This window comes from Pseudomonas sp. TS_SC_3 (assembly GCF_056156225.1).
This window is the reverse complement of sequence record NZ_CM149586.1, coordinates 127,704-150,839: the sequence shown is the minus strand read 5'-3', so window position 1 is coordinate 150,839 and position 23,136 is coordinate 127,704. Positions and strand designations below refer to the sequence as shown.

Genomic DNA, 23,136 nt, shown 5'->3' with positions numbered 1-23,136 from the left:
CACCTTCCGAGTGGCCAGCGCCAACGTGCGCCAGCCCTACAGCCTGTTAAGCTGATGGATATCAGCGGAGAACCCCACGTTATGTATTTGACGCCCCAGCACATCCTTCTAGCAGGCGCCACCGGCCTGACCGGTGAGCACCTGCTGGACCGCCTGCTTAGCGAGCCAACTATCACCCGCGTACTGGCCCCCAGCCGCCGCGCGCTGGCGGAGCACGCACACCTGGAAAACCCTCAGGGCGAGCTACTGGCCTTGCTACCGCAGCTGAGCGGCCAGGTCGACATCGCCTTTTGCTGCTTGGGCAGCACGCTTAAACAGGCCGGCTCGCAGGAGGCTTTTCGCGCGGTCGACTATGACCTGGTGATTGCCTTTGCCGAACGCGCCCGAGCGCTCGGCGCACGCCATTTGCTGGTGATCAGCGCCCTCGGCGCAGATGCGAACGCCTCAGTGTTTTACAACAAGGTCAAAGGCCAAATGGAACAGGCCCTGCGCGCTCAGGATTGGCCACAGCTGACCATCGTCCGTCCGTCGCTGCTGCTCGGCGCGCGCCAGGAGTTTCGCCTCGGCGAGCGCTTGGCCGCGCCGTTTATGCGCTGGCTGCCTGGAAAATACCGTGGCATCGACGCCACCGTATTGGCTCGCGCACTGTGGCGCCTGGCATTGGAAGAAGAAGCCGGCACCCGCGTAATTGAATCTGACCAACTGCGCCGTCTCGGCCGCTAACAGAAGAACATACCTATGAGCACCACCCCGCACGACCTCATCAGCGCCCTCAGCAATGCCGACATGCTGGAAATTGACGCACTACACGCCTGGCAATTCCACCTCAACGCCGAACAGCTGGCTGAGCACCAGGCTGGTCGCCCGCCGGCCGCTGATGCACCACTGCTCAGCATCGAATGCATGGATGGCCGCGCCCTGCGTAAATGGCACTTCAGCCTGAGCCAGGTGGTGGCGGCCCGCTTCGACGGCGAAGCCGACGCCTGGCGAATCGATGGCGCCGCAGGCCCTCACCTGATCAAGTGCTTTGCCGCCGTATGTGGCGACAACAGCGACCAGCCGGACGATGCCAGCAACGACGCCGAGTAAGCCTTGCCGAGGGCAATACCATGGGTGTGTATGACCGCTACCTGCTGCCGCACCTGATCGACTTCGCCTGCGGCATGGGCGCGGTAATGAAAGCCCGCTCGCAATTGGTGCCTCAGGCCCATGGCCGGGTGCTGGAAATTGGCATTGGCAGCGGTCTCAACCTGGCATTTTACGATGCACAAAACGTCAGTGAGATCGTCGGCGTCGACCCCAGCGCGCAGATGCAGAAGCTGGCCAGGCAACGGGCCGAGGCCATCAGCATCCCGGTGGCGATGATTGCCCTCGAACTGGGGCAAATTCAGGCGGACGACGCCAGTTTCGATTGCATCGTCTGCACCTTCACCCTCTGTACCATTCCCGATGCGCTGGCCGCGCTGAAAGAGATGCGCCGTGTGCTCAAGCCCGGCGGACGTTTACTGTTTTGCGAACATGGCCTGGCACCCGAGCGGCCGGTCATGCGCTGGCAAAACCGCCTGACGCCGCTGTGGAAACCGCTGACCGGCGGCTGCCACCTCAACCGCGACATCAAAGCGCTGATTGAGGCCGGCGGTTTTCATATCGGCGAGCTGGGCAACCGCTACCTGAAAGGCCCCAAGCCCATGACCTACCTTTACCAAGGCTGGGCTGACTAAGTCGCGGCCGTACCGAGTTAACGTACCGCGCGTGACTCGCTGATCGCGCCTGCAAACAACCCGGAGGCCCTACACCCTGCAGAGGTCGAGGGCTTCAAACGCATCCACAGCAATCGGCTTGCTAAACAAATACCCTTGAAAGCTTTTGCAGCCGTTTTCCAGCAACAGCGCATGCTGCGCCTCGGTTTCCACGCCCTCGGCGATGGCTTCCAGGCCCAAGCTCTGCGCCAGCGCCAGAATGGCACGCACAATCGCCAAGCTGCTGCTGCGCTGCGGCAGATCACGGACAAACGACTGATCGATTTTCAGCTGATCCAGCGGCAACTGCTGCAGGTACGCCATGGATGAATACCCTGTACCGAAATCATCAATGGAGAAGCGAATACCAACGGCCTGCAAGGTCTGCATGCGCAAAGCCGCCTCGTTTTTGTCAGCCAGCAGCAGCGACTCGGTTATTTCAAGTTTGAGGCGCTGCGGGTTGGCGCCGCTGCTGTCCAGCACCTGATACAAAACCGCAATAAAGTCGTCTTTGAACAGCAAGCGGCTGCTGATGTTGACCGACAGGCTCAACCCGGCAAAGCGTGGCTGCTGGGCCCAGCGCGCCAGCAAACTGCACCCGTGCTTGAGCACGTACAGGTCAAGTTCTGCGATCAGGCCACTGCGCTCGGCAATTTCAATAAATGTGCCGGGGCCAAGCAAGCCGCGCTGGGGGTGTTGCCAACGCACCAACGCTTCCGCGCCCTGTAACTCGCCGCGCTGGTTGACCTGCGCCTGCAGATACAACACAAACTCGCCGGCCGCCAGGCCGCGGCGCATGTCTTGCTCCAGTTGCAGGCGCAGGCTGACCACCTCCTGCATGCGCGGGTCGTAAAAGCTCAGGGTGTCTTTGCCCGCTGACTTGGCGCTGTACATGGACAGATCCGCGCACTGCATCAACTCATCCACCGACTGTTGCTCATCGTTGAACAACACCGCACCGAGGCTCGCGCTGTTGAAGAAATGCTGGCCACCGACGTGGTAGGGCTCGCGCAGCGCCAGCATCAGCTTGCTGCCGATGTGCTCAACCTGGGAGCCGGCGTCTTCGGCGATGGGCTCCAGGCCCTCCAGCATGATCACAAATTCGTCACCGCCCAGGCGCGCCACGGTATCCAGCTCACGCAGAGCACCTTTTAAGCGCTCGGCCACCTGGCACAGCAGCTCATCGCCCACCTGATGCCCGTAAACGTCGTTAACGTTTTTAAAATCATCCAGATCGAGAAAAATCAGCGCGGCGTAATGCCCGTTCCGGCGGCACAGCGCAGTAGCCTGTTCAAGCCGGTCACGTAACAGGCGGCGGTTAGGCAGGCCGGTCAAGGGGTCATAAAACGCCAGGTGGAGGATTTTCTGTTCGGCATTTTTGCGCTCGCTGATGTCCACCAGCGATGCCACGTAGTTCGTCACCAGCCCCTGCTCATCGTGCACGGCACCAATGGTTAACCACTCGGGGAAAACCTCGCCGCACTTGCGCCGGTTCCATATCTCGCCTTCCCACAGCCCGGTTTCTTGCAGGCTGCGCCACATGGCCTGATAAAACTCAGGGCCTTGGCGCCCTGAACCGAGCATGCGCGTGGACTGCCCCACCACGTCTTCCAGGCTGTAGCCGGATATCTCGCTGAATGCGCGGTTGGCTTTAAGGATTCGCGTGCTGGCATCGGTAATCAGCATGCCCTGCGGCGACTCAAACGCGATGGCGGCGATGCGCCGATCCAACTCAAGCGCGACCCGTTCGGTTATATCGCGCGCCATAAAAACCATGGCGCGCTTACCGTTGACCCGAATATCCAGGCGCCGCGCACGGCCTTCAAAGACCCGCCGACCTGCAGGTGTTTGCATGTCATATTCAATTGTTTGTGCCTGATCGCTGGCCAGGGTGCGCCCGATCAATTGCATAAACAGCTCGGCCTGGCTGGTGGGAAGCACCTCAGAAATAAGACGCCCGAGCAATTCTTTGCCATCGGAAAACAGCAGATTGCTGTCGGGGGCCTTGATCTTCACATAGCGGCCGTCTTCATCCAGCACGATGGAAAGGTCAGGCACCGCCTCGGTAATGGCCTGCAACTGCGCCTCGCTCTGGCGCAACGCCTCGCGATCACGCTTCTGCCGGCGAATATCCTTCAACAGAAAACCGAGCACCAAGGTTGAAGGAATCAGGACCAAGAACAAGGGCAACACCGCATACCGCCAGGACGCGGCGAACTGCGCAGATGGCAAGAAGGTGAGGATGGCGAACTGCAAGCCCTGCACAAGGCCGGCGAACACCAGCAATGAGATAAACGAGAACGGCACTCGGCCAGACATATGCAGGTGACGATACGCCAACCCCATGAGCACCGGCATCACGATGTTGAACAGCCCCGGAACCGCCCCCACCCCACCGAGCCACAAGCGATACACCCCGGCAATTCCCCCCGCGATCAAGCCCACCAGCGGCCCACCGAAGAAGGCCGCCATGCTCAGCACCACAGTGCGGCCATCGAAAATCAGGCCCTGTTCAAGGGTGAACGGAAATGTCATGCCAATCACACAGGCCGCGCCAAACAACGCGCCGGAGAACAGCTTGCCAGGCGTCGAATGCTCATCCATGTAGCGCGTAATCAAGCCATGCAGCCAGCACAGGGTGATCAGCAGGGTGGCATTCTTGATCAGTTCCAGAAGCATTCAGTTATCCAGGAAGCCAATAGCGGCGGGGAAAGAGGCGGGGGCTTGGCGATAAATGATAGCAACTCAGTGCGACTCACGAATAAGCATTGCGCAGGTTCGCAGCCCACGGCCGGCCCAGCTCAGCTCAAGGCTGTGCATCACGCAGCTGCAGGGCATCGACCAGCCCAGCGGCAATCGCCATGCCCACCAAATCGGCCAGGGTGTCTGCCTGCATGCGCTTCATCACCCGCGAGCGGTACAGGTCGATTGTTTTCACGCTGATATTCAGCTGTTCGGCCATTTCGCGGTTGGTGTAGCCCTGCACCAGCGGTAGCAGCACATCACGCTCACGCGGGGTCAGGCTGGCCACACGCGCCTCCACCGCTTGCAAGCGCGGGTCCGCCTGCTTAGCCGCCGGCGCATGGCTCAGGGCTTGCTGCACGCTGTCGAGCAGCAGCTGTTCGTTGTAAGGCTTCTCAATAAAATCAACGGCGCCGGCGCGGAAGGCACGCACCACGATGGGCACGTCGGCATGCCCGCTGACGAAGATCACCGGCATCTGGATGCCGCGCGCACGCAGCGCTTCCTGCACGTTCAGCCCGCCCATGCCGGGCATGCGTACATCCAGCAGCACGCAGCCTTGGCTGTGCTCATCACAGGCATCAAGAAACGCTTGCCCGCTGGTGAACGGCAGAGCCTTGAGCCCTACCGACTCGAGCAGCCAGACAGTGGAATCAAGCATGCCGTGGTCATCGTCGACCACATAAACCTGGTGTTGCATCTGCAGGCTCATGCCCTGCTCCTTTTATTGTTATGCCGTCACTGCGGCGCGGTTAGAGCCGCGGCGACAATGGGCTGATGTGTAAGAAGGCGTTAGCCGCGATCCGTCACACCGCCAGCCGGGCTCTCCGCGTCTTCACTGCGCAGCAGCGGCAGGCGACATTCCAGGCACAAGCCGCCGGCCGTGCCGGGGTGCGCCTCAAGCGCCCCACCAAAGCCTTCGATGATACTGCGGCTCATCGACAAGCCGAGCCCCAACCCTTCAGCCTTGCTGGTGTAGAACGGGGTGAAGATATGCTCCAACTGCCCCTGTGCCACGCCCGGCCCCTGATCCTGCACCCGCACGCACAACTGCCCACGCTGCTCAGTGGCGCTGAGTTCAATTAGCGACGCTTGGCCGGGATGGGCCTCACGGTTGGCATCGATGGCATTGCGCAGCAGGTTGAGCAGCACCTGCTCCAGTAGAACGCGATCGGCGTATACCGGCGGCAGATTGTCCGCCAGGTGTTCGGCAATGCTCACCTGCCAATTACTCGCCTCCCATTGGCACAAGCGTACCGCCTCGCGCGCCACGGTGGCGATATCCAAGGCTTGGGTGCGGCGCTGGCCTTTACGCAAAAAGGCGCGCAAGCGCTTGATCACTTCCGAGGCGTGATTAGCGTGCTGGTTGATGCGCTCCAGGCCCTGCGCCACCTTGGCCACCGCTTCGGGGTTGCTGCCGAGGGTTTTGAGGTAGCGTTGGCTGGCGCTGGCATAGTTGACCACCGCCGCCAGCGGTTGATTGATCTCATGCGCGATGCCCGAGGCCAGCTCGCCAAGGGTAACCAGCCGCGCGGTGTGTGCCAGCTCATCCTGATGGCGACGCTGCTCAGCCTCACGCAGTTCGCGCTCGGTCATGTCACGCGCCACCAGAGAGTAATAATGCTCGCCGTCATGGCTGCGGTGCGCCAGCAGCACCAGCGACACCGGCAGCGGCGCGCGCGGCCCGAGGGGCAACAGGCGAACCTCGGCGCTCCACACGCCCTGGCGGTCAGCGGTAGACCAGCCGATGCGCTGCAAGCGCTGTAAATCATCCTGCGCCAGCAGTTGGTTGAGCGCCGGCAACGCTTGCTGTTCAGCGATATTCAGCGCATGCCGGGCGGAGGGGTTGAGGTGCGTCAGGTGGCCATTGGGGTCGATAAACAGCACCAAATCGGTGTTGGCTTCGACCACTTCGGCCAGCCGTCGTTTGTTCTCTTCGGCCAGCACGCGCGCGGTGATGTCCCGCGAGACGCTGACCACCTCGACCACCGCACCGGTGTAGGTTTCCCGAATGCCTCGGCTGGCAGTCTCGAACCACAGGTAATGACCGTCGCGGTTGCGAATACGGTAGGTCATGGTGTGGTAACCGTCCTGCTCCAGGGCCTCGCGAGCGCTGTCGACCAAATGCTGCTGGTCCTGCTCATGAAACAGGGCCTGCACCAAGGTTCCGCGCAAGGTTTCCGGCCAATAGCCAAGCAGCGTCCAGCTGGCCGGCGAGGCATCGAGAAAGCAGCCGTCCGGGGTGTGCCGGGAAATCAGGTCGGTGGTGTTCTCGGTAATCAAGCGGTACAGGCGGCTGGCTTTGGCCGCTTCACGCTCAGCCTGCACCTGAGCGGTGGCCAGCTGACAGCGCGCCAGCACCTGCTGCTCAGCACTGTCGGGCATAAAGGTCCACATCAGCACCTGACCGGCATGCTGCGCTTCCACCGCCTCAATCGCCCGCCCCTGTTGCAGGCAGGCGCGCAACAGTTGCGGGGCATTCACCGGTAGCAGATCCGTCAGCACCGCCAGCGGACGCTCACCCAGCAAGCCCTGCATGGCGGCATTTAACTGCAGCGGCTGGGCGTCGATATCCAGCAGCAAACTGGGCTGCGGGTCACTGCCCAGCAACAGGCTGCCACGCGCCTGCTGCGGCAGGCTGGCGAGCACGGCCAGCAGCAATTGGTGCACCAGGCCCAGCCAGTCACTGCTGGCGTGTTCGTGTAATTCAATCAACAGCAAGCCCGGCTGGCCGTCATCCAGAGCCAGGGCCAAGACCTGGCCATGATTAAGCCCGGCACGCCTGACCCGCCCGGCCAGCCAGCACGGCAGTTGGCGTAATGCGCTCAATGCCAACCGGGGCTCTTGCTGCAAGCGCTCAAACAGCAGCTGATCGCTGGCTTGCAGCGGGTCACCAAAACCAGGCGGCAGGTGCGGTGCCTGGCCTTCATGACTGTAGATCGCGGTGCTGGCTTGCCAGCGCAGGAAAAATGCCTGGCGCACTTCCGGGCAGGCATGCAGGACACGCCGCAGCGCATCGGCGCGCACCGCCAACGGCAAGCACTCACGTTGCATGCGCAACCAGCTGTGCAACTGCACGGAGATCTCATTCACCCGGGGTGGTTCCTCAAATACGGCGCACGGCGCGCGGCGGCGCAGCATCAAACCAGTGCGGGCTGACGATTACAAAGCGACCAAGGCCTAATAGCTTCGGATCACATATAGTACAAGCACTATACAACTATGGTTTAACTTCCATATAAGACGCGACATATATATAAATAGCCCCAGAACAATATCGAGCCTGTGCACAAGATTACTCGCACAAGGGCTCGAGCATCCAATCTGCCGTGGGTACTCGCATGTCGATCTATGAACAGGGCCTTGAGCCTTCAGCTGTCAACCATATCGCCCTCTCACCGCTGAGCTTTATCGAACGCACCGCCAGTGTTTACCCGCACTACCCCGCGGTGGTGCACGGCTCTATTCGCCGTGACTGGAGTGAGACCTACGCGCGCTGCCGGCGCCTGGCCTCGGCCTTGGCGGGCCGTGGTATTGGCAAGGGCGACACCGTGGCGGTGATGCTGCCGAACATCCCGCAGATGCTTGAAGCGCATTTCGGCGTGCCGATGATCGGCGCGGTGCTCAACACCCTCAACGTGCGCCTGGATGCCGAAGCCATCGCCTTTATGCTGCAGCACGGCGAAGCCAAGGTGCTGATCACCGACCGCGAGTTCTATAACGTGATCCATGCCGCCGTCGGCATGCTCGATCACCCGCCGCTGGTGATTGATGTGGACGACCCCGAATACGGCGAAGGCCAGGCCGTCAGCGACCTCGACTACGAGGCCTTTCTCGCCGAAGGCGACCCGCAGTTTGCCTGGCAGTGGCCAGCGGACGAATGGCAGGCGATCAGCCTCAACTACACCTCCGGCACCACCGGCAACCCCAAGGGCGTGGTCTACCACCACCGTGGCGCCTACCTGAACTCGCTGGGCAACCAAATGACCTGGGCCATGGGCAACCACCCGGTGTACCTGTGGACCCTGCCGATGTTCCATTGCAACGGCTGGTGCTACCCCTGGACCATCACCGCCCTGGCCGGCGTGCATGTGTTTTTGCGCCGCGTCGACCCGGCGAAAATCCTCACCCTGATTCGCAGCGAGCAGGTCACCCACATGTGCGGTGCGCCGATTGTGCTCAACACGCTGGTCAATATGCCGGCCGAGGCCAAGGCGGCGATTGATCACCCGGTCAAGGCCATGGTCGCTGGGGCTGCGCCACCCGCCAAGGTGATTGGCGCGGTTGAAGAAATGGGCATCCACGTGACCCACGTTTATGGCCTGACCGAGGTGTACGGCCCCGTCACCCTGTGCGCCTGGCATGCCGAATGGGACGCCCTGCCGCTGGATGAACGTGCCGTGATCAAAGCGCGCCAAGGCGTGCGCTACCCGACCCTGGAAGGCGTGATGGTGGCCGACCCGAAAACCCTGGAGCCGACCCCGCGTGATGGTGAAACCATCGGCGAGATCTTTATGCGCGGCAACACGGTGATGAAGGGCTACCTGAAAAACCCCAGCGCCACGGCCGAAGCCTTTGCCGGCGACTGGTTCCACACCGGCGATTTGGCGGTGTGCCACCCGGACGGCTACGTGGAAATCCGCGACCGCCTCAAGGACATCATCATTTCCGGTGGCGAGAACATCTCCACCATCGAAGTGGAAGGCGTGCTTTACCGTCACCCCGGCGTGCTCGAAGCCGCGGTGGTCGCGCGCCCGGATGAGAAATGGGGCGAGACACCCTGCGCCTTTATCACCCTCAAGGCCGACCAACAGCAGGTCGCCGAGGCGGACATCATCAGCTTCTGCCGCGATCACCTGGCCGGCTTCAAAGTGCCGAAAACCGTGGTGTTCACCCAGCTGCCGAAAACCAGCACCGGCAAGATCCAGAAGTTTGTCCTGCGCGACATGGCCAAAGCCCTTTGACCCGCACGTAGCCCGGATGCAATCCGGGAACAGCAATTCGGGTTCCCCGGATTGCATCCGGGCTACGGCAAGAACACACCGTTTGCACAACAACAAGAACCGGCCCTGGCGGCCGACGGAGAACCCTTATGCAAATTTTCAAGCGTCGCGATGGCGATGAACAACCGCACTGGCCCGTGGGCCCGTTCAAGGTGCGCCTGCCCTTTGTCCACTACCGCTGGGAAACGGCGGAGATGCTCCAGGCCCTGATCATGTTCGTGGTCAGCCTGGCCATGATCCCTCTGCTGGAAAAATACCTCGGCCTGCCCTATGACGTGGCCCTGGCCTATGTCGTGGTGTGCGGCGTCGGCTTTATGCTGCCGGCGCTGCTCGGCGTGCCCATGGTGCCGGGTTGGATCACCCCGGGCATTCCGGTGGTGCTGCTTTTTCTCGGTAACTTCAAACCGGGCCCCGAGGCGATTCAGGCACTGTTTGCCCTGCAGTTTCTGGTGTTCCTGATTTTCCTGATTCTGGGTGTCACTCGCTTGGGCAGCACCCTGGTGCGCTTGATCCCCAATTCGATGAAGGGCGGCATCATCATCGGTGCGGGTATTGCGGCGCTGATGGGTGAAATCTCCACCGGCGGGCGCCTGGCCAACACGCCGATCTCCCTAGTGCTGGGTAGCCTGATCTGCCTGTACCTGATGTTCTCGGTGTCGTTCAAAGGCCTGACTGAGCGCGTGCCGCTGGCGCGTAAAATCGTCAACTACGGCATGGTGCCGGGCATGTTGATCGCGATTTTCATCGGCATTGCCGTGGGCGAATACAAGATGCCTGACGTGAAGTTCGGCATCACCGCGCCGGCCTTTGGCGAGATGTGGAACTACCTGCCGTTCAGCGTCGGCTTCCCCGGTCTGGATGTGTTCCTGCTGGCCGTGCCCACCGCCGTGATCGCCTACGTGATTGCCTTCGGCGACATCATCGTCGGCCAGTCGCTGATGCAGCGCGCCGATGAACTGCGCACCGATGAAGTGATCGAGAACAACATCGATCGCGTGCATTTGGTCACTGCCCTGCGCAACGCCCTGCATGCTTTCTTTGCGCCCTACCCAGGTTTGGCCGGGCCACTGTGGACCGCCGTCGCCGCCACCATGGCTGAGCGTTACAAGTACGGCCGCAAAGCCATGGACTCGATCTACAGCGGCGCGGGCACCTTCTGGATCACCGGGTTTATTGCGCTGTTTATGCTGCCACTGGTGAGCTTCTTCCAGCCGGTGCTGCCGATTGCCCTGTCGCTGACGCTGATCCTCACCGGCTACATCTGCCTGATGGTGGGTTTCGAGCAGCTGAGCAACAACACCGAGCGCGGCGTGGCCGGCACCATGGGTGTGGTACTGGCCGTCTATGGCGCGGGCTGGGGTCTGGCGGCCGGTGCGGCGCTGTACATCCTGGTTGAGCGCACCCACCTGCTCAAGTTCACCAGCAGCAAAGCGCCGGCTAACGATCTTCCTGAAGCCGATTGACCGTACACGGCCCGCCCCCCTGCGGGCCGTCTCTGAATTCCTGCAACAGCCCAGACGCTCCTGACGCCTGGGCCGTTTAATCGCCGCGCCTTGCGCGGCATCTGTGCGAGAACTTGTCGATGCCTGACTACAACGCCCCGCTGCGCGACCTGCGCTTTGTCCTTCATGACGTATTCGAGGCCCCTCGCCTGTGGGCGCGCCTGCCGGCACTCGCCGAGACGGTCGATGCGCAAACCGCCGACGCCATTCTGGAAGAAGCCGCCAAGGTCACCGGCAGCCTGATCGCCCCGCTTAACCGCAGCGGCGATGAAGAAGGCGCGCAGTGGGTCGCTGGCGATGTACGCACCCCGGCGGGCTTCAAAGACGCCTATGCCACGTATATCGAAGGCGGCTGGGTGGGGCTTTCCGGCAACCCGGCGTATGGCGGCATGGGCATGCCCAAGATGCTCGCCGTGGCGTTTGAGGAGATGCTCTACGCCGCCGGTTCCAGCTTTGCCCTGTACTCGGCACTGAGCTCCGGCGCGTGCCTGGCCATCGACGCCCACGCCAGTGAAGCACTGAAAAACACCTACCTGCCGCCGATGTATGAAGGCCGCTGGGCCGGCTCCATGTGCTTGACTGAAGCCCATGCTGGCACCGACTTAGGGCTGATTCGCACCAAGGCCGAACCGCAGGCCGATGGCAGTTATCGGATCAGCGGCAGCAAGATTTTCATCACCGGTGGCGAACAGGACCTCACCGAAAACATCATCCACCTGGTTCTGGCCAAGCTGCCGGACGCCCCCGCCGGCGCGCGCGGCATCTCGCTGTTTCTGGTGCCCAAGGTCATGGTTAACAGCGACGGCAGCCTTGGCGCGCGCAACGCCGTGCACTGCGGTTCGATCGAACACAAGATGGGCATCAAGGCGTCGGCCACCTGCGTGATGAACTTCGACGTCGCCACCGGCTACCTGATCGGCGAGCCGAATAAAGGCCTGGCGGCGATGTTCACCATGATGAACTACGAGCGCTTGTCCATCGGCATCCAGGGCATTGGTTGCGCCGAGGCGTCTTACCAGGCGGCCCGCGATTACGCCTGCGAGCGCCTGCAGAGCCGCTCTGCCAGCGGCCCCGAAGCCCAGGACAAAGCCGCCGACCCGATCATCGTGCACGCCGATGTGCGGCGCATGCTGCTGACCATGAAGGCTCTGACCGAAGGTGGCCGCGCCTTTGCCTGCTATGTCGGCCAGCAACTCGACCTCGCCAAGTTCAGCGACGACGCCGCCGAGCAACAACATGCTGAAACCCTGGTGGCGCTGCTCACCCCGGTGGCCAAGGCGTTCTTCACCGACACCGGGCTGGACAGCTGCATCCACGGCCAGCAGGTATTCGGCGGCCACGGCTACATCCGCGAATGGGGCCAGGAGCAACTGGTGCGCGATGTGCGCATTGCACAAATCTACGAAGGCACCAACGGCATCCAGGCCCTCGACCTGCTCGGGCGCAAAATCATCGCCAACGGCGGCGTAGCGCTGCGCCAGTTCACCCAGGAGATCCGCGGCTTCGCCGAGCAGCCCGACGCACCGTATGCCCTCGCGCTGCTGGATGCCGTCGAGCGCCTGGAGCGCACCAGCAGCTGGCTGCAGGAACGCGCCGCCGGCAACCCACACGAAACCGGCGCCGCCTCGGTGGAGTACCTGCACCTGTTTGGCTACACCGCCTATGCCTGGATGTGGGCGCGCATGGCCGCCGTGGCCCAGGCCAAGTGCAGCGAGGATGAGGCGTTTTACAGCGCCAAGCTGGCCACCGCTGAGTTCTTCTTCGCCCGCCTGCTGCCGCGCACCCTGACCCTGGAAGCCAGCATTCGCGCAGGCAGCGAGCCACTGTACGGCCTGCGCGCCGAACAATTCTGACGCCCAGCCGCCACACCTCGGCGTGGCGGCAACGGCAAACACCGATTGAGCGTTTGCGCGGCGTCCAGCAAGGGCGTCGCGTTTTTTTATTCAAGCCACTGGGTGCCCCGGCACCACGAGGAAGAGCATGCAAGAAGTCGTCATAGTCGCCGCCACCCGCACCGCCATCGGCGGTTTTCAGGGTGCATTGAGCAGCGTTTCAGCCGTCGACCTGGGCGCGGCGGTCATCCGTCGTTTGCTGGCCGATACTGGCCTACCTGCTGAACAGGTTGACGAAGTGATACTCGGCCAGGTGCTCGCCGCCGGCGCCGGGCAGAACCCCGCCCGCCAGAGCACTCTCAAGGCCGGCCTGCCGCACACAGTGCCCGCGCTGACCCTGAACAAAGTCTGCGGCTCCGGGCTGAAAGCCGTGATCATGGCCGCCCAAGCGATTCGCTGCGGCGACGCCGAGGTGATCATCGCTGGCGGCCAGGAAAACATGAGCCAGTCGCCACACGTGCTGAACGGCTCACGCAATGGCCTGCGCATGGGCCACGGCCAGTTAGTCGACACGATGATCCACGACGGCCTATGGGATGCCTTCAACGACTACCACATGGGTATCACCGCCGAGAACCTGGCCGAGCAATACGGCATTAGCCGCAGCGAGCAGGATGCCTTCGCCGCGCACTCGCAACTGCGCGCCTGCGCCGCGATGGAGGCCGGCCGCTTCGTGGGGGAAATCACCCCAATCGAGATTCCCCAGCGCAAGGGCGGCAGCGTAATCGTGGCCGTTGATGAACAGCCGCGCGCCAGCAGCACCCTGGACGCCCTGAGCAAACTGCGCCCGGCGTTCAAAAGCGACGGCAGCGTCACTGCCGGCAACGCCTCGACCTTAAATGATGGCGCCGCCGCCGTGATGCTGATGAGCGCCCGCAAGGCTGCCGAACTGAACCTGCCGGTGCTCGCGCGCATCAAGGCCCACGCCAGTGCCGGCGTTGACCCGGCCACCATGGGCATCGGCCCGGTGTTCGCCACCTGCCGCGCCCTGGAAAAAGCCAACTGGAGCCTGGAGCAACTCGACCTGATCGAAGCCAATGAAGCCTTCGCCGCCCAAGCCATCGCCGTCGGCCGTGAGCTGCAATGGGACAGCGCCAAGGTCAACGTCAACGGCGGCGCGATCGCCCTCGGCCATCCGATTGGCGCCTCTGGCTGCCGCATCTTGGTCAGCCTGATCCATGAAATGATCCGCCGCGACGCGCACAAAGGCCTGGCCACCCTGTGCATCGGCGGCGGCCAGGGTGTGGCGCTGGCGATCGAGCGCTAATCGGGCCGGTGGATGTAAGAAGCGACATCCACCCTACGTCGATAATACCCGTAGGGTGGATCACGCTTCACCGATCCACCACGCACTGCCACAGCAAAGCAATCGGACACCTATCAACCGAAGGTGCAATGGCTCACCCGTGTAGCAGCCGCCACCCTGTAACGACTTACCCATAATAAGAGAAGCCCATGCGAACCCTCACCACCCTTACCGGCAACAGCCAAAAACTCGACGGCGGCGCCATGTTCGGCAATGCGCCCAAGGCGCTGTGGCAGCGCTGGATGACCCCGGATGAACTGAACCGTATCGACCTTGGCTGCCGAGCCCTGCTGGTGCAGGAAGAGGGTCGCAATATCCTGGTTGAAACCGGCATCGGCGCCTTCTTCAGCCCCGAAATGAAACAGCGCTTCGGCGTACAGGAAGAGCGTCATGTGCTGCTCGACAGCCTGGCGGCGGCCGGCCTGAGCGATGCCGATATCGACATCGTGGTGCTCACCCACCTGCACTTCGACCACGCCGGCGGCTTGCTCGCCGCGTGGGAGGAAGGCCAGCCAGCGCGCCTGTTATTCCCTAACGCCCAGTTCATCACTGGCCGCCGCCAATGGCAGCGCGCCAGCCAACCGCACGCCCGCGACCGCGCCTCCTACATCCCCGAATTGCTGGCATTGCTGGAAGCCAGCGGCCGCTTGCATCTGGTTGATGAAACCGCGCACTGCGAGCTGCTCGGTGCCGACTGGCGCCTGCACTGGAGCGATGGGCACACCCCCGGCCAGCTGATTCCCGAAGTGGCGATGCCGGATGGCCCAGTGGTGTTTCCCGCCGACCTGATCCCCGGCGCGCCGTGGGTGCACCTGCCGATCACCATGGGCTACGACCGCTTTCCCGAAGGCCTGATCGAAGAAAAAGAAGCCCTGCTGGCTGACCTGCATGCGCGCGGCGGACGCCTGGTGTTCACCCATGACCCTGAAACCGCCATGGGCCGCATCAGCCGGGATGAAAAGGGCCGCTACGGCCTGCAACAACCCTTGCGTCAGGCTGCAAAGCTGGACAGCTGAGCGAGCCTTACAAGCCGCCGCTAATGCCCAGGTTGAGGCCAATGGCGGTGGCCAGGGACAACGGCAACAACAAGGTATCGAGCAAGGCACTGGCCGGCAGATCAACCGCCGGATACGCCGGCGCTTCAGCGCCAAAGCGGTCCGTGGCGCAGCAACCACCTTGCAGCGCATACCAGTCCAAGCGCGTGCCGGCATACACCACCGGCGCGCCCGGCTTGGCCGCATCGAGGGTGCGTACCGTGGCGCAACCGCTGAGCGTCAGGCACACCAGCACAGCGCCGGCCGCGCGCAGCAGCGGCTTATTCATCGGGCGTGATCTGATGGTGTTCACCCCAACGCGGCAGCATGTCTTGCGGTATACCCAGGCAATTGAGGATGCGCGCCACAACGAAGTCGATCAGGTCATCAATCGTCTGCGGCTGATGATAAAAGCCCGGAGCCGCCGGCAAAATAGTTGCGCCCATGTTCGACAACTTGAGCATGTTCTCCAGATGAATACTGGAAAACGGCGCCTCGCGCGGCACCAGAATCAGCTGCCGGCGCTCCTTCAGCACCACATCCGCAGCGCGCTCAATCAAGTTATTGCAGGCGCCATGGGCAATCGCCGAGAGCGAGCCGGTGCTGCAGGGCACCACCACCATGGCCGCCGGCGCCCCAGAGCCAGAGGCCGCCGGGGCCATCCAGTCTTCCTTGCCGTATACGCGAATCTGCCCGGGCACAGCGCCGGTGTACTCGTTCAAAAACGCCTGCATCGCCTGTGGTTTAGCCGGCAAGGTCACGTCGGTTTCGGTGGCCATGACCAACTGCGCGGCCTTGGAAATCAGGAAGTGCACCTCACGGTCTTCGCGCACCAGGCAGTCGAGCAGGCGCAAGCCGTACTGCGCGCCGGACGCGCCGGTCATGGCTAAGGTAATTCGTTCTGGACCGCTCATAAATTCACTCTCAAAACTGCTGCGCTTGCTTATGCTGCGTTGAAAGCCTGCTCGGAATGCTCATTTACAGCAGTAAACTCCGCTTCCTCGCAGGCTTTCGCCTTGCCTAATCCGCGCTCGCGACGCTTTGAGCGCGAATTTTGGCTCTTTATAAAAGAGCCGCTGCCAGCTTGCCATGCAAACCGCCGAAGCCGCCGTTGCTCATCACCACAATTTGTGTGCCCGGCGCAGCCTCAGCCTTGACCCCGGCGATGATCGCTTCCAGGGAATCGCACACCTGCGTCGGCACCGTCGAGGTAGCCACGGTGCCAGCTAAGTCCCAGCCCAGGTTCGGCGGCGCGTACCAGTAAACAGAATCGGCCTGCAGCACAGACTCAGGCAACCCGTCGCGGTGCGCGCCGAGTTTCATCGAGTTGGAGCGCGGCTCGACAATGGCGATCAGCTTGGCGTCGCCGATGCGTTTGCGCAGGCCATCCAAGGTGGTGGCAATCGCCGTTGGGTGGTGAGCGAAGTCATCGAAAATGGTGACGCCGTTAACCTCGGCCACCTTCTCCATGCGCCGCTTGGCGTTGATAAAGCCGCACAGCGCAGCGATGCCCAACTCCGGCACCACGCCGACATGCCGCGCCGCCGCCAGCACGGCCAGGGCGTTGGCCACGTTGTGTTGGCCGGTCAGTTGCCAGTCCACGGTGCCGGCGGTTTTACCCTCGAAGATCACCTCGAAGCGCGAGCCGTCGGCGCTGAGCAGATTGGCCTGCCATTGCCCGCCCTCGCCCGTGGTGGCGACTGGCGTCCAGCAGCCCATCTCGATGACGCGTTTGAGCGCCGGTTCAGTGGTGGGATGGATGATCAGCCCTTCGCCGGGAATGGTGCGCACCAGATGGTTGAACTGCCGCTCGATGGCGGCCAGATCCGGGAAGATGTCCGCGTGATCGAACTCCAGGTTATTCAGGATGGCGGTGCGCGGGCGGTAGTGGACGAACTTGCTGCGCTTGTCGAAGAAGGCGCTGTCGTATTCGTCGGCTTCCACCACAAAGAACGGCGTGCCACCCAAACGCGCGGAGATGCCGAAGTTCTGCGGCACGCCGCCAATCAGAAAGCCCGGGCTCATGCCGGCATGCTCCAGCACCCAGGCGAGCATGCTCGAACTGCTGGTTTTGCCGTGGGTGCCGGCCACCGCCATCACCCAACGGCCTTGCAGCACGTGGTCGGCCAACCACTGCGGGCCACTCACGTAGGGCAGGCCTTTGTTCAGCACATATTCCACTGCCGGGTTGCCACGTGACAGGGCATTGCCGATCACCACCAGGTCCGGTGCGGGGTCGAGTTGGGCAGCGTCATAGCCCTGCGTCAGTTCGATGCCCTGGGCTTCCAGCTGGGTGCTCATGGGCGGGTAAACGTTGGCGTCGGAGCCGGTCACGCGGTGGCCGAGTTCCTTGGCCAAGACGGCCAGCGAGCCCATAAACGTGCCGCAGATGCCGAGAATATGGATATGCATGATGTACCTTGAAGGCGTCGTCAGAGCCGGAGAATAAGGCGGGATAAAAACTGGTCGCAGATTAGCACAGCGCCGCCGCCCCGCAGAGGCCTGGGGCGTGCTGCGAGGTAGGGCTCAAGAGGGGCGATTTAAAGCAGTGAGCGCAGGGCAATCCCATGTTTGCGCAGCTTGCGGTACAGGGTGTTGCGGCTGATGCCCAGTTGTTCGGCGCTGCGGCTCATCTGCCAGTGCTGCGCCTCCAGGACCGCGAGTAACGCCTGGCGTTCGGCATCGCCCAACTGGTCGGGTTTGGCGGCGGGCAACAGGGCAAGCGCGGGGCGTGCATGGCGAATCTCGGCGGGCAGTTCGGCGTGACTGATCACGCCGTTTTCACATAACGCACACAGGGTGCGCAGCACATTGCGCAGCTGGCGCACATTACCCGGCCAGGCATAGCCCAGCAGCGCCTCGCGGGCCGCGTCAGCCAGGCGCACGGGTTGCCCGCGCGCTTCTTCGGCCAGCAGAAAATCCAGCAGCGCTAGTTTGTCGCTGCGCTCGCGCAATGGCGGCAGCTCGATCACCAAGCCATTAAGGCGATAGAACAGATCCTGGCGAAACTCGCCGCTGGCTACCCGTTCGTTCAGGTCGCGGTGGCTGGCGCTGATCACCCGCACATCAATGGCCTGCGCTTCGCCACCAATCGGCTCGACCCGGCGCTCTTCCAGCACCCGTAGCAATCGGGTTTGCAGCGCCAGCGGCATATCGCCGATTTCATCAAGAAACAGCGTGCCGCCATCGGCCTGCTGCAACTTGCCGCGCATGCCTTCCTTGCGCGCGCCGGTAAAGCTGCCGCCGCGATAGCCGAACAGCTCACTCTCGATCAGGCTTTCGGGAATCGCCGCGCAGTTCAGCGCCACAAAAGGTTTGCCGCCGCGCGAGCTGACCAGATGCAGGGCCTTGGCGAAGGCTTCTTTGCCAGTGCCGGTTTCACCACCGATCAGCAGCGGCACATCGCGCTCATACACCCGCAGCGCACGGCGGAAATCACACTGCAAATCGGGGTCGGCCAGACACAGCCCAGGCGTTGCCAACGCCGTTGTCGCCAGCGACTGGGCGCTGCGCCGAGGCTGGCCGCGCAGCATGGCAAACAGCAGTTGGCCGCGTTGGGTATACAGCGGCCAACTGGCGCTGGGCTGCGCCGAGGCGCGGCCGAGCAAATCGTCCAAGCGACAGTCAAACACCTCGACCAAGGTGCGCCCAAGCAGCTGCCGACGCGACAGACCGAGCAGGTTGATCGCACTCTGATTCACCGCGCTGACCCGGCCATCGCCATCAAAGGCCAGCAAGCCTTCGCTGAACTGACCGATGTATTCGGCCTGAGCATGAAAACGCAGCAGCCACTCGCCTTCATAGCTGCGCAGGAAGTGGCAGCCCTCGATGGCCTTGGCCGACAGGTTGACCAGCGCCATGGTGTGAAACTGGCTTTGCCGCGACACGTCATGCCGCGCCGAAGACACATCCAGCACCGCCAGCAACTCGCCATGCGGGTCGAACACCGGGCTGGCCGAGCAGGTCAGCCCGGTGTGCCGGCTGCGAAAATGTTCATTTTGATGGATGGTCAGCGGCTGGCGCTCAACCAAACACGTGCCAATACCGTTGGTGCCTTCGCAGGCTTCGCTCCAGTCCGCGCCAAGCCACAGGCCGGCGTGCTCGAAGGTGCGTTTTTCCGCCTGCTCGGTGACGCAGTTGAGGATCACCCCACGCGCATCGGTCAGCAGCACCGCGTGGCCGCTGCCGGCCAGCTGGCGGTGCAGGCTGTTCATCTCATTACTGGAAATCTCCAGCACCTGTTGCAACTGCTCGCGCCGCTCAAGCATATGCGCGTGCTCAATCACCGCCGGCGGCATGCTCTGCGCCGGGTCGAGGTGGTGCTGCTGCAGGCAGCGCAGCCAGGAGCGCGCCACCGAGGTATCGGCTGCCGGGCCGGCGAGCTGCCCGCGCCCTTGGGCCACGGTCAGCACCTGCTGGGCGTGGCGGCTTGCTGGGTTGTGCATTGTTATTGTTCTCCGCTCTAGCTAGGAGGTGCACGTGATGGCCGAGCATCCACCAGCTTTGCGGCCATTGCAAGACGCGCTGACCGGCGAGTCACTGCGTTGTATCGCCCCTGGCACAGAGTGTCACGCGCACTGTATCAGAGCCGGTACAGGCGGCACGACGCAGCCTCCAACCGCAATCGACGCAACCGCTCTAGCCCGGCCATTGCGCACTCCTGGCCCAGCCTTTGCTCTGGTTCTGCGCAGCTGCATCACCAGAACAAACATAAGAATCAGGAGATATTCAGCATGCGTTACGCCCATCCCGGTACCGAAGGTGCCCTCGTTTCCTTTAAATCCCGTTACGGCAACTACATCGGCGGCGAGTTTGTCGCGCCGATCAAAGGCCAGTACTTCACCAATACCTCGCCGGTGAACGGCCTGCCGATTGCCGAGTTCCCGCGCTCCACTGCCGAGGATATCGACAAGGCCCTCGACGCCGCCCACGCCGCCGCCGACGCCTGGGGCCGCACGTCGGTGCAGGAGCGCTCGCTGACCCTGCTGAAGATCGCCGACCGCATCGAAGCCAACCTGGAAGTGCTGGCCATCACCGAAACCTGGGACAACGGCAAGGCCGTACGCGAAACCCTCAACGCGGACATCCCCCTCGCCGCCGACCACTTCCGCTACTTCGCCGGCTGCCTGCGCGCCCAGGAAGGGAGCGCTGCCGAGATCGACGGCAACACCGTGGCCTATCACATCCACGAGCCGCTTGGCGTGGTCGGGCAGATCATCCCGTGGAACTTCCCGCTGCTGATGGCCGCCTGGAAGCTCGCCCCGGCCTTGGCCGCCGGCAACTGCGTGGTATTGAAACCGGCCGAGCAAACGCCGCTGGGCATCAGCGTGCTGATGGAGCTGATCGGCGATCTACTGCCGCCCGGCGTGCTCAACGTGGTGCAGGGTTACGGCAAAGAAGCCGGCGAAGCCCTTGCTACCAGCAAGCGCATCGCCAAGATCGCTTTCACCGGCTCCACCCCGGTGGGCGCGCACATCATGAAATGCGCCGCTGAGAACATCATCCCAAGTACCGTAGAGCTGGGCGGCAAATCGCCGAACATCTTCTTTGAAGACATCATGCAGGCCGAGCAAAGCTATATCGAAAAAGCCGCCGAAGGCCTGGTGCTGGCCTTCTTCAACCAGGGTGAGGTGTGCACCTGCCCATCGCGGGCGCTGGTGCAGGAATCGATCTACCCGGCCTTTATGAAAGAGGTGATGAAGAAGGTCGAGCAGATCAAACGCGGCGACCCGCTGGATACCGAGACCATGGTCGGTGCCCAGGCATCCGAGCAGCAGTTCGACAAAATCTTGAGCTATCTGGAGGTTGCCAAGCAGGAAGGCGCCGAACTGCTGACCGGCGGCGCGGTGGAAAAACTCAGCGGCACCCTGGACGGCGGCTATTACATCCAGCCAACCCTGCTCAAGGGCCACAACAAGATGCGCGTGTTCCAGGAAGAAATCTTCGGCCCGGTGGTCAGCGTCACCACCTTCAAGGACGAAGCCGAAGCCCTGGCGATTGCCAACGACACCGAGTTCGGCCTCGGCGCCGGCCTGTGGACCCGCGACATCAACCGCGCCTACCGCATGGGCCGGGCGATCAAAGCCGGTCGCGTGTGGACCAACTGCTACCACCTCTACCCCGCCCATGCTGCCTTCGGTGGCTATAAGAAGTCCGGCGTCGGCCGTGAAACCCACAAAATGATGCTCGACCACTATCAGCAGACCAAGAACCTGCTGGTGAGTTATGACATCAACCCGCTGGGCTTCTTCTAAGCCACCCTGCGCAACCGTGGCCGATGGCGCAAAACGACATCGGCCCGCCAACTTGCACCCAGGTCTAGACCAGGGCGCGAGTTGGCACAGCGGTTGCTGATCCACTGGGTAACACTTTCCCCTCAAATAGCTACACGTCTGGCCGGGCCTGGGCTGCGGCCAGCGTGTTGATAAGGAATTCCCATGGCAGCAGAACAAACCAGTGCGGTAGGTCTACCGCAAGGCACCGATTTAGAGCAGGTCGATGCCGATTACTTCCAAAGCAGGCAGTTGAAGAAAGGCGCAGCAGGCTGGGTCTTGCTGGTCGGCCTGGGCGTGGCCTACGTGATTTCCGGTGATTACGCCGGCTGGAACTTCGGTCTGGCCCAAGGCGGCTGGGGCGGCATGTTTCTCGCCACCCTGCTGATGGCGTTGATGTACCTGTGCATGTGCTTCTCCCTGGCGGAACTGTCCTCGATGATCCCCACCGCCGGTGGCGGCTATGGCTTTGCCCGCAGCGCCTTCGGCCCCTTGGGCGGTTTTCTCACCGGCACGGCGATCCTCATCGAATACGCCATTGCCCCGGCCGCGATTGCGGTGTTTATCGGTGCTTATTGTGAGTCGCTGTTCGGCATTGGCGGCTGGGCGATCTACCTGGCCTTCTATGTGCTGTTTATCGGCATCCATATCTTCGGCGTCGGTGAGGCGCTGAAGCTGATGTTTATCATCACCGCCGTGGCCGCAATTGCCCTCGGCGTGTTTATCGTCGCGATGGTGCCGCACTTCTCGGTGGCCAACCTGCTCGATATTCCGGTGACTGAGGCCTCTGGCGCCAGCAGCTTCCTGCCGTTTGGCTATGTCGGCGTGTGGGCGGCGATCCCCTATGCGATCTGGTTCTTCCTCGCAGTCGAAGGCGTACCACTGGCCGCTGAAGAAACCCGCAACCCGCAGCGCGACATGCCACGCGGGCTGATCGGCGCCATGCTGGTGCTGCTGGCCTTTGCGCTGCTGATTCTGGTGGTGGGCCCAGGCGGCGCCGGCGCCAACGCGCTGATGGCCTCCGGCAACCCGCTGGTGGAAGCCCTGACCATTGCTTACGGCGAATCCACCTGGATGAGCAGCTTCGTCAACCTGATCGGCCTGGCCGGTTTGATTGCCAGCTTCTTCTCGATCATCTACGCCTACTCCCGGCAGATCTTCGCCCTGTCGCGCGCCGGCTACCTGCCGCGTTCGCTGTCGCTGACCAACAAGAACAAGGCGCCCGTATTGGCCTTGATCGTACCGGGTCTGATCGGTTTTGCCCTGTCACTGACGGGCCAGGGTGACCTGCTGATTCTGGTCGCGGTGTTCGGCGCTACCATCTCCTACGTGCTGATGATGGCCGCGCACATCACCCTGCGTGTACGCCGTCCGGAGATGCATCGCCCGTACCGCACCCCAGGCGGCATCGTCACCTCAGGCATCGCCCTGGTGCTGGCTTGCGTCGCGGTAGTGGCTGGATTCCTGGTTGACCCACGGGTGGTGATTGGCGCGGCGATTATCTATGCCGTATTGATCGCCTACTTTGTCATCTACAGTCGCCATCATCTGGTGGCGGGTACGCCGGAAGAAGAATTCGTCGCCATCGGCAAAGCCGAAGCGGCGCTCAAGTAATGCCCGCCGCGCTGGCGCAGTTGCGCCAGCGC

The 23,136-nt window shown here is 62.8% G+C and carries 17 protein-coding genes; 10 read left to right on the top strand and 7 right to left on the bottom strand.

What is annotated here, in order from left to right:
• The first annotated feature begins 81 nt into the window (after window positions 1-81).
• The 3 genes from AC0J6G_RS00785 to AC0J6G_RS00775 are packed head-to-tail and all read left to right on the top strand — an operon-like array spanning window position 82 to window position 1,721.
• Window positions 82-723 carry an oxidoreductase gene (locus AC0J6G_RS00785; RefSeq protein ID WP_475250520.1) on the top strand — a complete coding sequence of 214 codons (642 nt, stop codon included), beginning with the start codon at window positions 82-84 and terminating at the stop codon, window positions 721-723.
• A gap of 15 nt (window positions 724-738) precedes the next feature.
• Window positions 739-1,089 carry a DUF5629 family protein gene (locus AC0J6G_RS00780; protein ID WP_475250519.1) on the top strand — a complete coding sequence of 117 codons (351 nt, stop codon included), beginning with the start codon at window positions 739-741 and terminating at the stop codon, window positions 1,087-1,089.
• 20 nt (window positions 1,090-1,109) lie between these two features.
• The gene (locus AC0J6G_RS00775) at window positions 1,110-1,721 is read left to right on the top strand and encodes a class I SAM-dependent methyltransferase (RefSeq protein ID WP_475250518.1); all 612 of its coding nucleotides are present in this window, start codon (window positions 1,110-1,112) and stop codon (window positions 1,719-1,721) included.
• 69 nt (window positions 1,722-1,790) lie between these two features.
• On the opposite strand, the gene AC0J6G_RS00770 is transcribed toward AC0J6G_RS00775, so the two are convergent.
• The 3 genes from AC0J6G_RS00770 to AC0J6G_RS00760 all read right to left on the bottom strand — a co-directional run bounded on the left by AC0J6G_RS00770 (window position 1,791) and on the right by AC0J6G_RS00760 (window position 7,535).
• Window positions 1,791-4,418: an EAL domain-containing protein gene (locus tag AC0J6G_RS00770; RefSeq protein ID WP_475250517.1), complete on the bottom strand. Its 2,628-nt coding sequence runs from the start codon at window positions 4,416-4,418 to the stop codon at window positions 1,791-1,793.
• Between the two features lie 127 nt (window positions 4,419-4,545).
• The gene (locus AC0J6G_RS00765; RefSeq protein ID WP_475253540.1) at window positions 4,546-5,181 is read right to left on the bottom strand and encodes a response regulator transcription factor; all 636 of its coding nucleotides are present in this window, start codon (window positions 5,179-5,181) and stop codon (window positions 4,546-4,548) included.
• A gap of 92 nt (window positions 5,182-5,273) precedes the next feature.
• Entirely contained in the window at window positions 5,274-7,535 is a 2,262-nt protein-coding gene (locus tag AC0J6G_RS00760) for a PAS domain-containing sensor histidine kinase (RefSeq protein ID WP_475253538.1), read from the bottom strand.
• Between the two features lie 287 nt (window positions 7,536-7,822).
• Between AC0J6G_RS00760 and AC0J6G_RS00755 the strand changes: the two genes are divergently transcribed.
• From AC0J6G_RS00755 to AC0J6G_RS00735, 5 genes are all read left to right on the top strand, one after another.
• Window positions 7,823-9,445, top strand: coding sequence for an acyl-CoA synthetase (locus AC0J6G_RS00755; protein WP_475250516.1), 1,623 nt, complete (start codon window positions 7,823-7,825; stop codon window positions 9,443-9,445).
• Between the two features lie 128 nt (window positions 9,446-9,573).
• A complete protein-coding gene (locus AC0J6G_RS00750) occupies window positions 9,574-10,947 on the top strand; it encodes a solute carrier family 23 protein (protein WP_475250515.1) in 1,374 nt (457 codons plus the stop codon).
• 119 nt (window positions 10,948-11,066) lie between these two features.
• On the top strand, window positions 11,067-12,839 hold the full coding sequence (locus tag AC0J6G_RS00745) for an acyl-CoA dehydrogenase C-terminal domain-containing protein (RefSeq protein WP_475250514.1): 1,773 nt from the start codon (window positions 11,067-11,069) through the stop codon (window positions 12,837-12,839).
• 127 nt (window positions 12,840-12,966) lie between these two features.
• Window positions 12,967-14,145, top strand: a complete 1,179-nt coding sequence (locus AC0J6G_RS00740; protein WP_475250513.1) for an acetyl-CoA C-acetyltransferase — start codon at window positions 12,967-12,969, stop codon at window positions 14,143-14,145.
• A 188-nt stretch (window positions 14,146-14,333) separates the two neighbouring features.
• Complete coding sequence (locus AC0J6G_RS00735) at window positions 14,334-15,200, top strand: MBL fold metallo-hydrolase (RefSeq protein ID WP_475250512.1); 867 nt, start codon at window positions 14,334-14,336, stop codon at window positions 15,198-15,200.
• A gap of 7 nt (window positions 15,201-15,207) precedes the next feature.
• On the opposite strand, the gene AC0J6G_RS00730 is transcribed toward AC0J6G_RS00735, so the two are convergent.
• The 4 genes from AC0J6G_RS00730 to AC0J6G_RS00715 all read right to left on the bottom strand — a co-directional run bounded on the left by AC0J6G_RS00730 (window position 15,208) and on the right by AC0J6G_RS00715 (window position 19,663).
• Complete coding sequence (locus AC0J6G_RS00730) at window positions 15,208-15,507, bottom strand: YceK/YidQ family lipoprotein (protein WP_475250511.1); 300 nt, start codon at window positions 15,505-15,507, stop codon at window positions 15,208-15,210.
• Window positions 15,500-16,132 carry a flavin prenyltransferase UbiX gene (ubiX, locus tag AC0J6G_RS00725; protein WP_475250510.1) on the bottom strand — a complete coding sequence of 211 codons (633 nt, stop codon included), beginning with the start codon at window positions 16,130-16,132 and terminating at the stop codon, window positions 15,500-15,502. Before ubiX ends, AC0J6G_RS00730 begins: the two co-directional genes overlap by 8 nt.
• A gap of 148 nt (window positions 16,133-16,280) precedes the next feature.
• Window positions 16,281-17,630, bottom strand: a complete 1,350-nt coding sequence (mpl, locus tag AC0J6G_RS00720; protein WP_475250509.1) for a UDP-N-acetylmuramate:L-alanyl-gamma-D-glutamyl-meso-diaminopimelate ligase — start codon at window positions 17,628-17,630, stop codon at window positions 16,281-16,283.
• Between the two features lie 128 nt (window positions 17,631-17,758).
• Window positions 17,759-19,663 carry a sigma-54-dependent Fis family transcriptional regulator gene (locus AC0J6G_RS00715; RefSeq protein ID WP_475250508.1) on the bottom strand — a complete coding sequence of 635 codons (1,905 nt, stop codon included), beginning with the start codon at window positions 19,661-19,663 and terminating at the stop codon, window positions 17,759-17,761.
• Between the two features lie 288 nt (window positions 19,664-19,951).
• Between AC0J6G_RS00715 and exaC the strand changes: the two genes are divergently transcribed.
• The gene (exaC, locus tag AC0J6G_RS00710) at window positions 19,952-21,472 is read left to right on the top strand and encodes an acetaldehyde dehydrogenase ExaC (protein ID WP_475250507.1); all 1,521 of its coding nucleotides are present in this window, start codon (window positions 19,952-19,954) and stop codon (window positions 21,470-21,472) included.
• 183 nt (window positions 21,473-21,655) lie between these two features.
• The gene (gene eat, locus AC0J6G_RS00705) at window positions 21,656-23,104 is read left to right on the top strand and encodes an ethanolamine permease (RefSeq protein WP_475250506.1); all 1,449 of its coding nucleotides are present in this window, start codon (window positions 21,656-21,658) and stop codon (window positions 23,102-23,104) included.
• Window positions 23,105-23,136 lie beyond the last annotated feature (32 nt).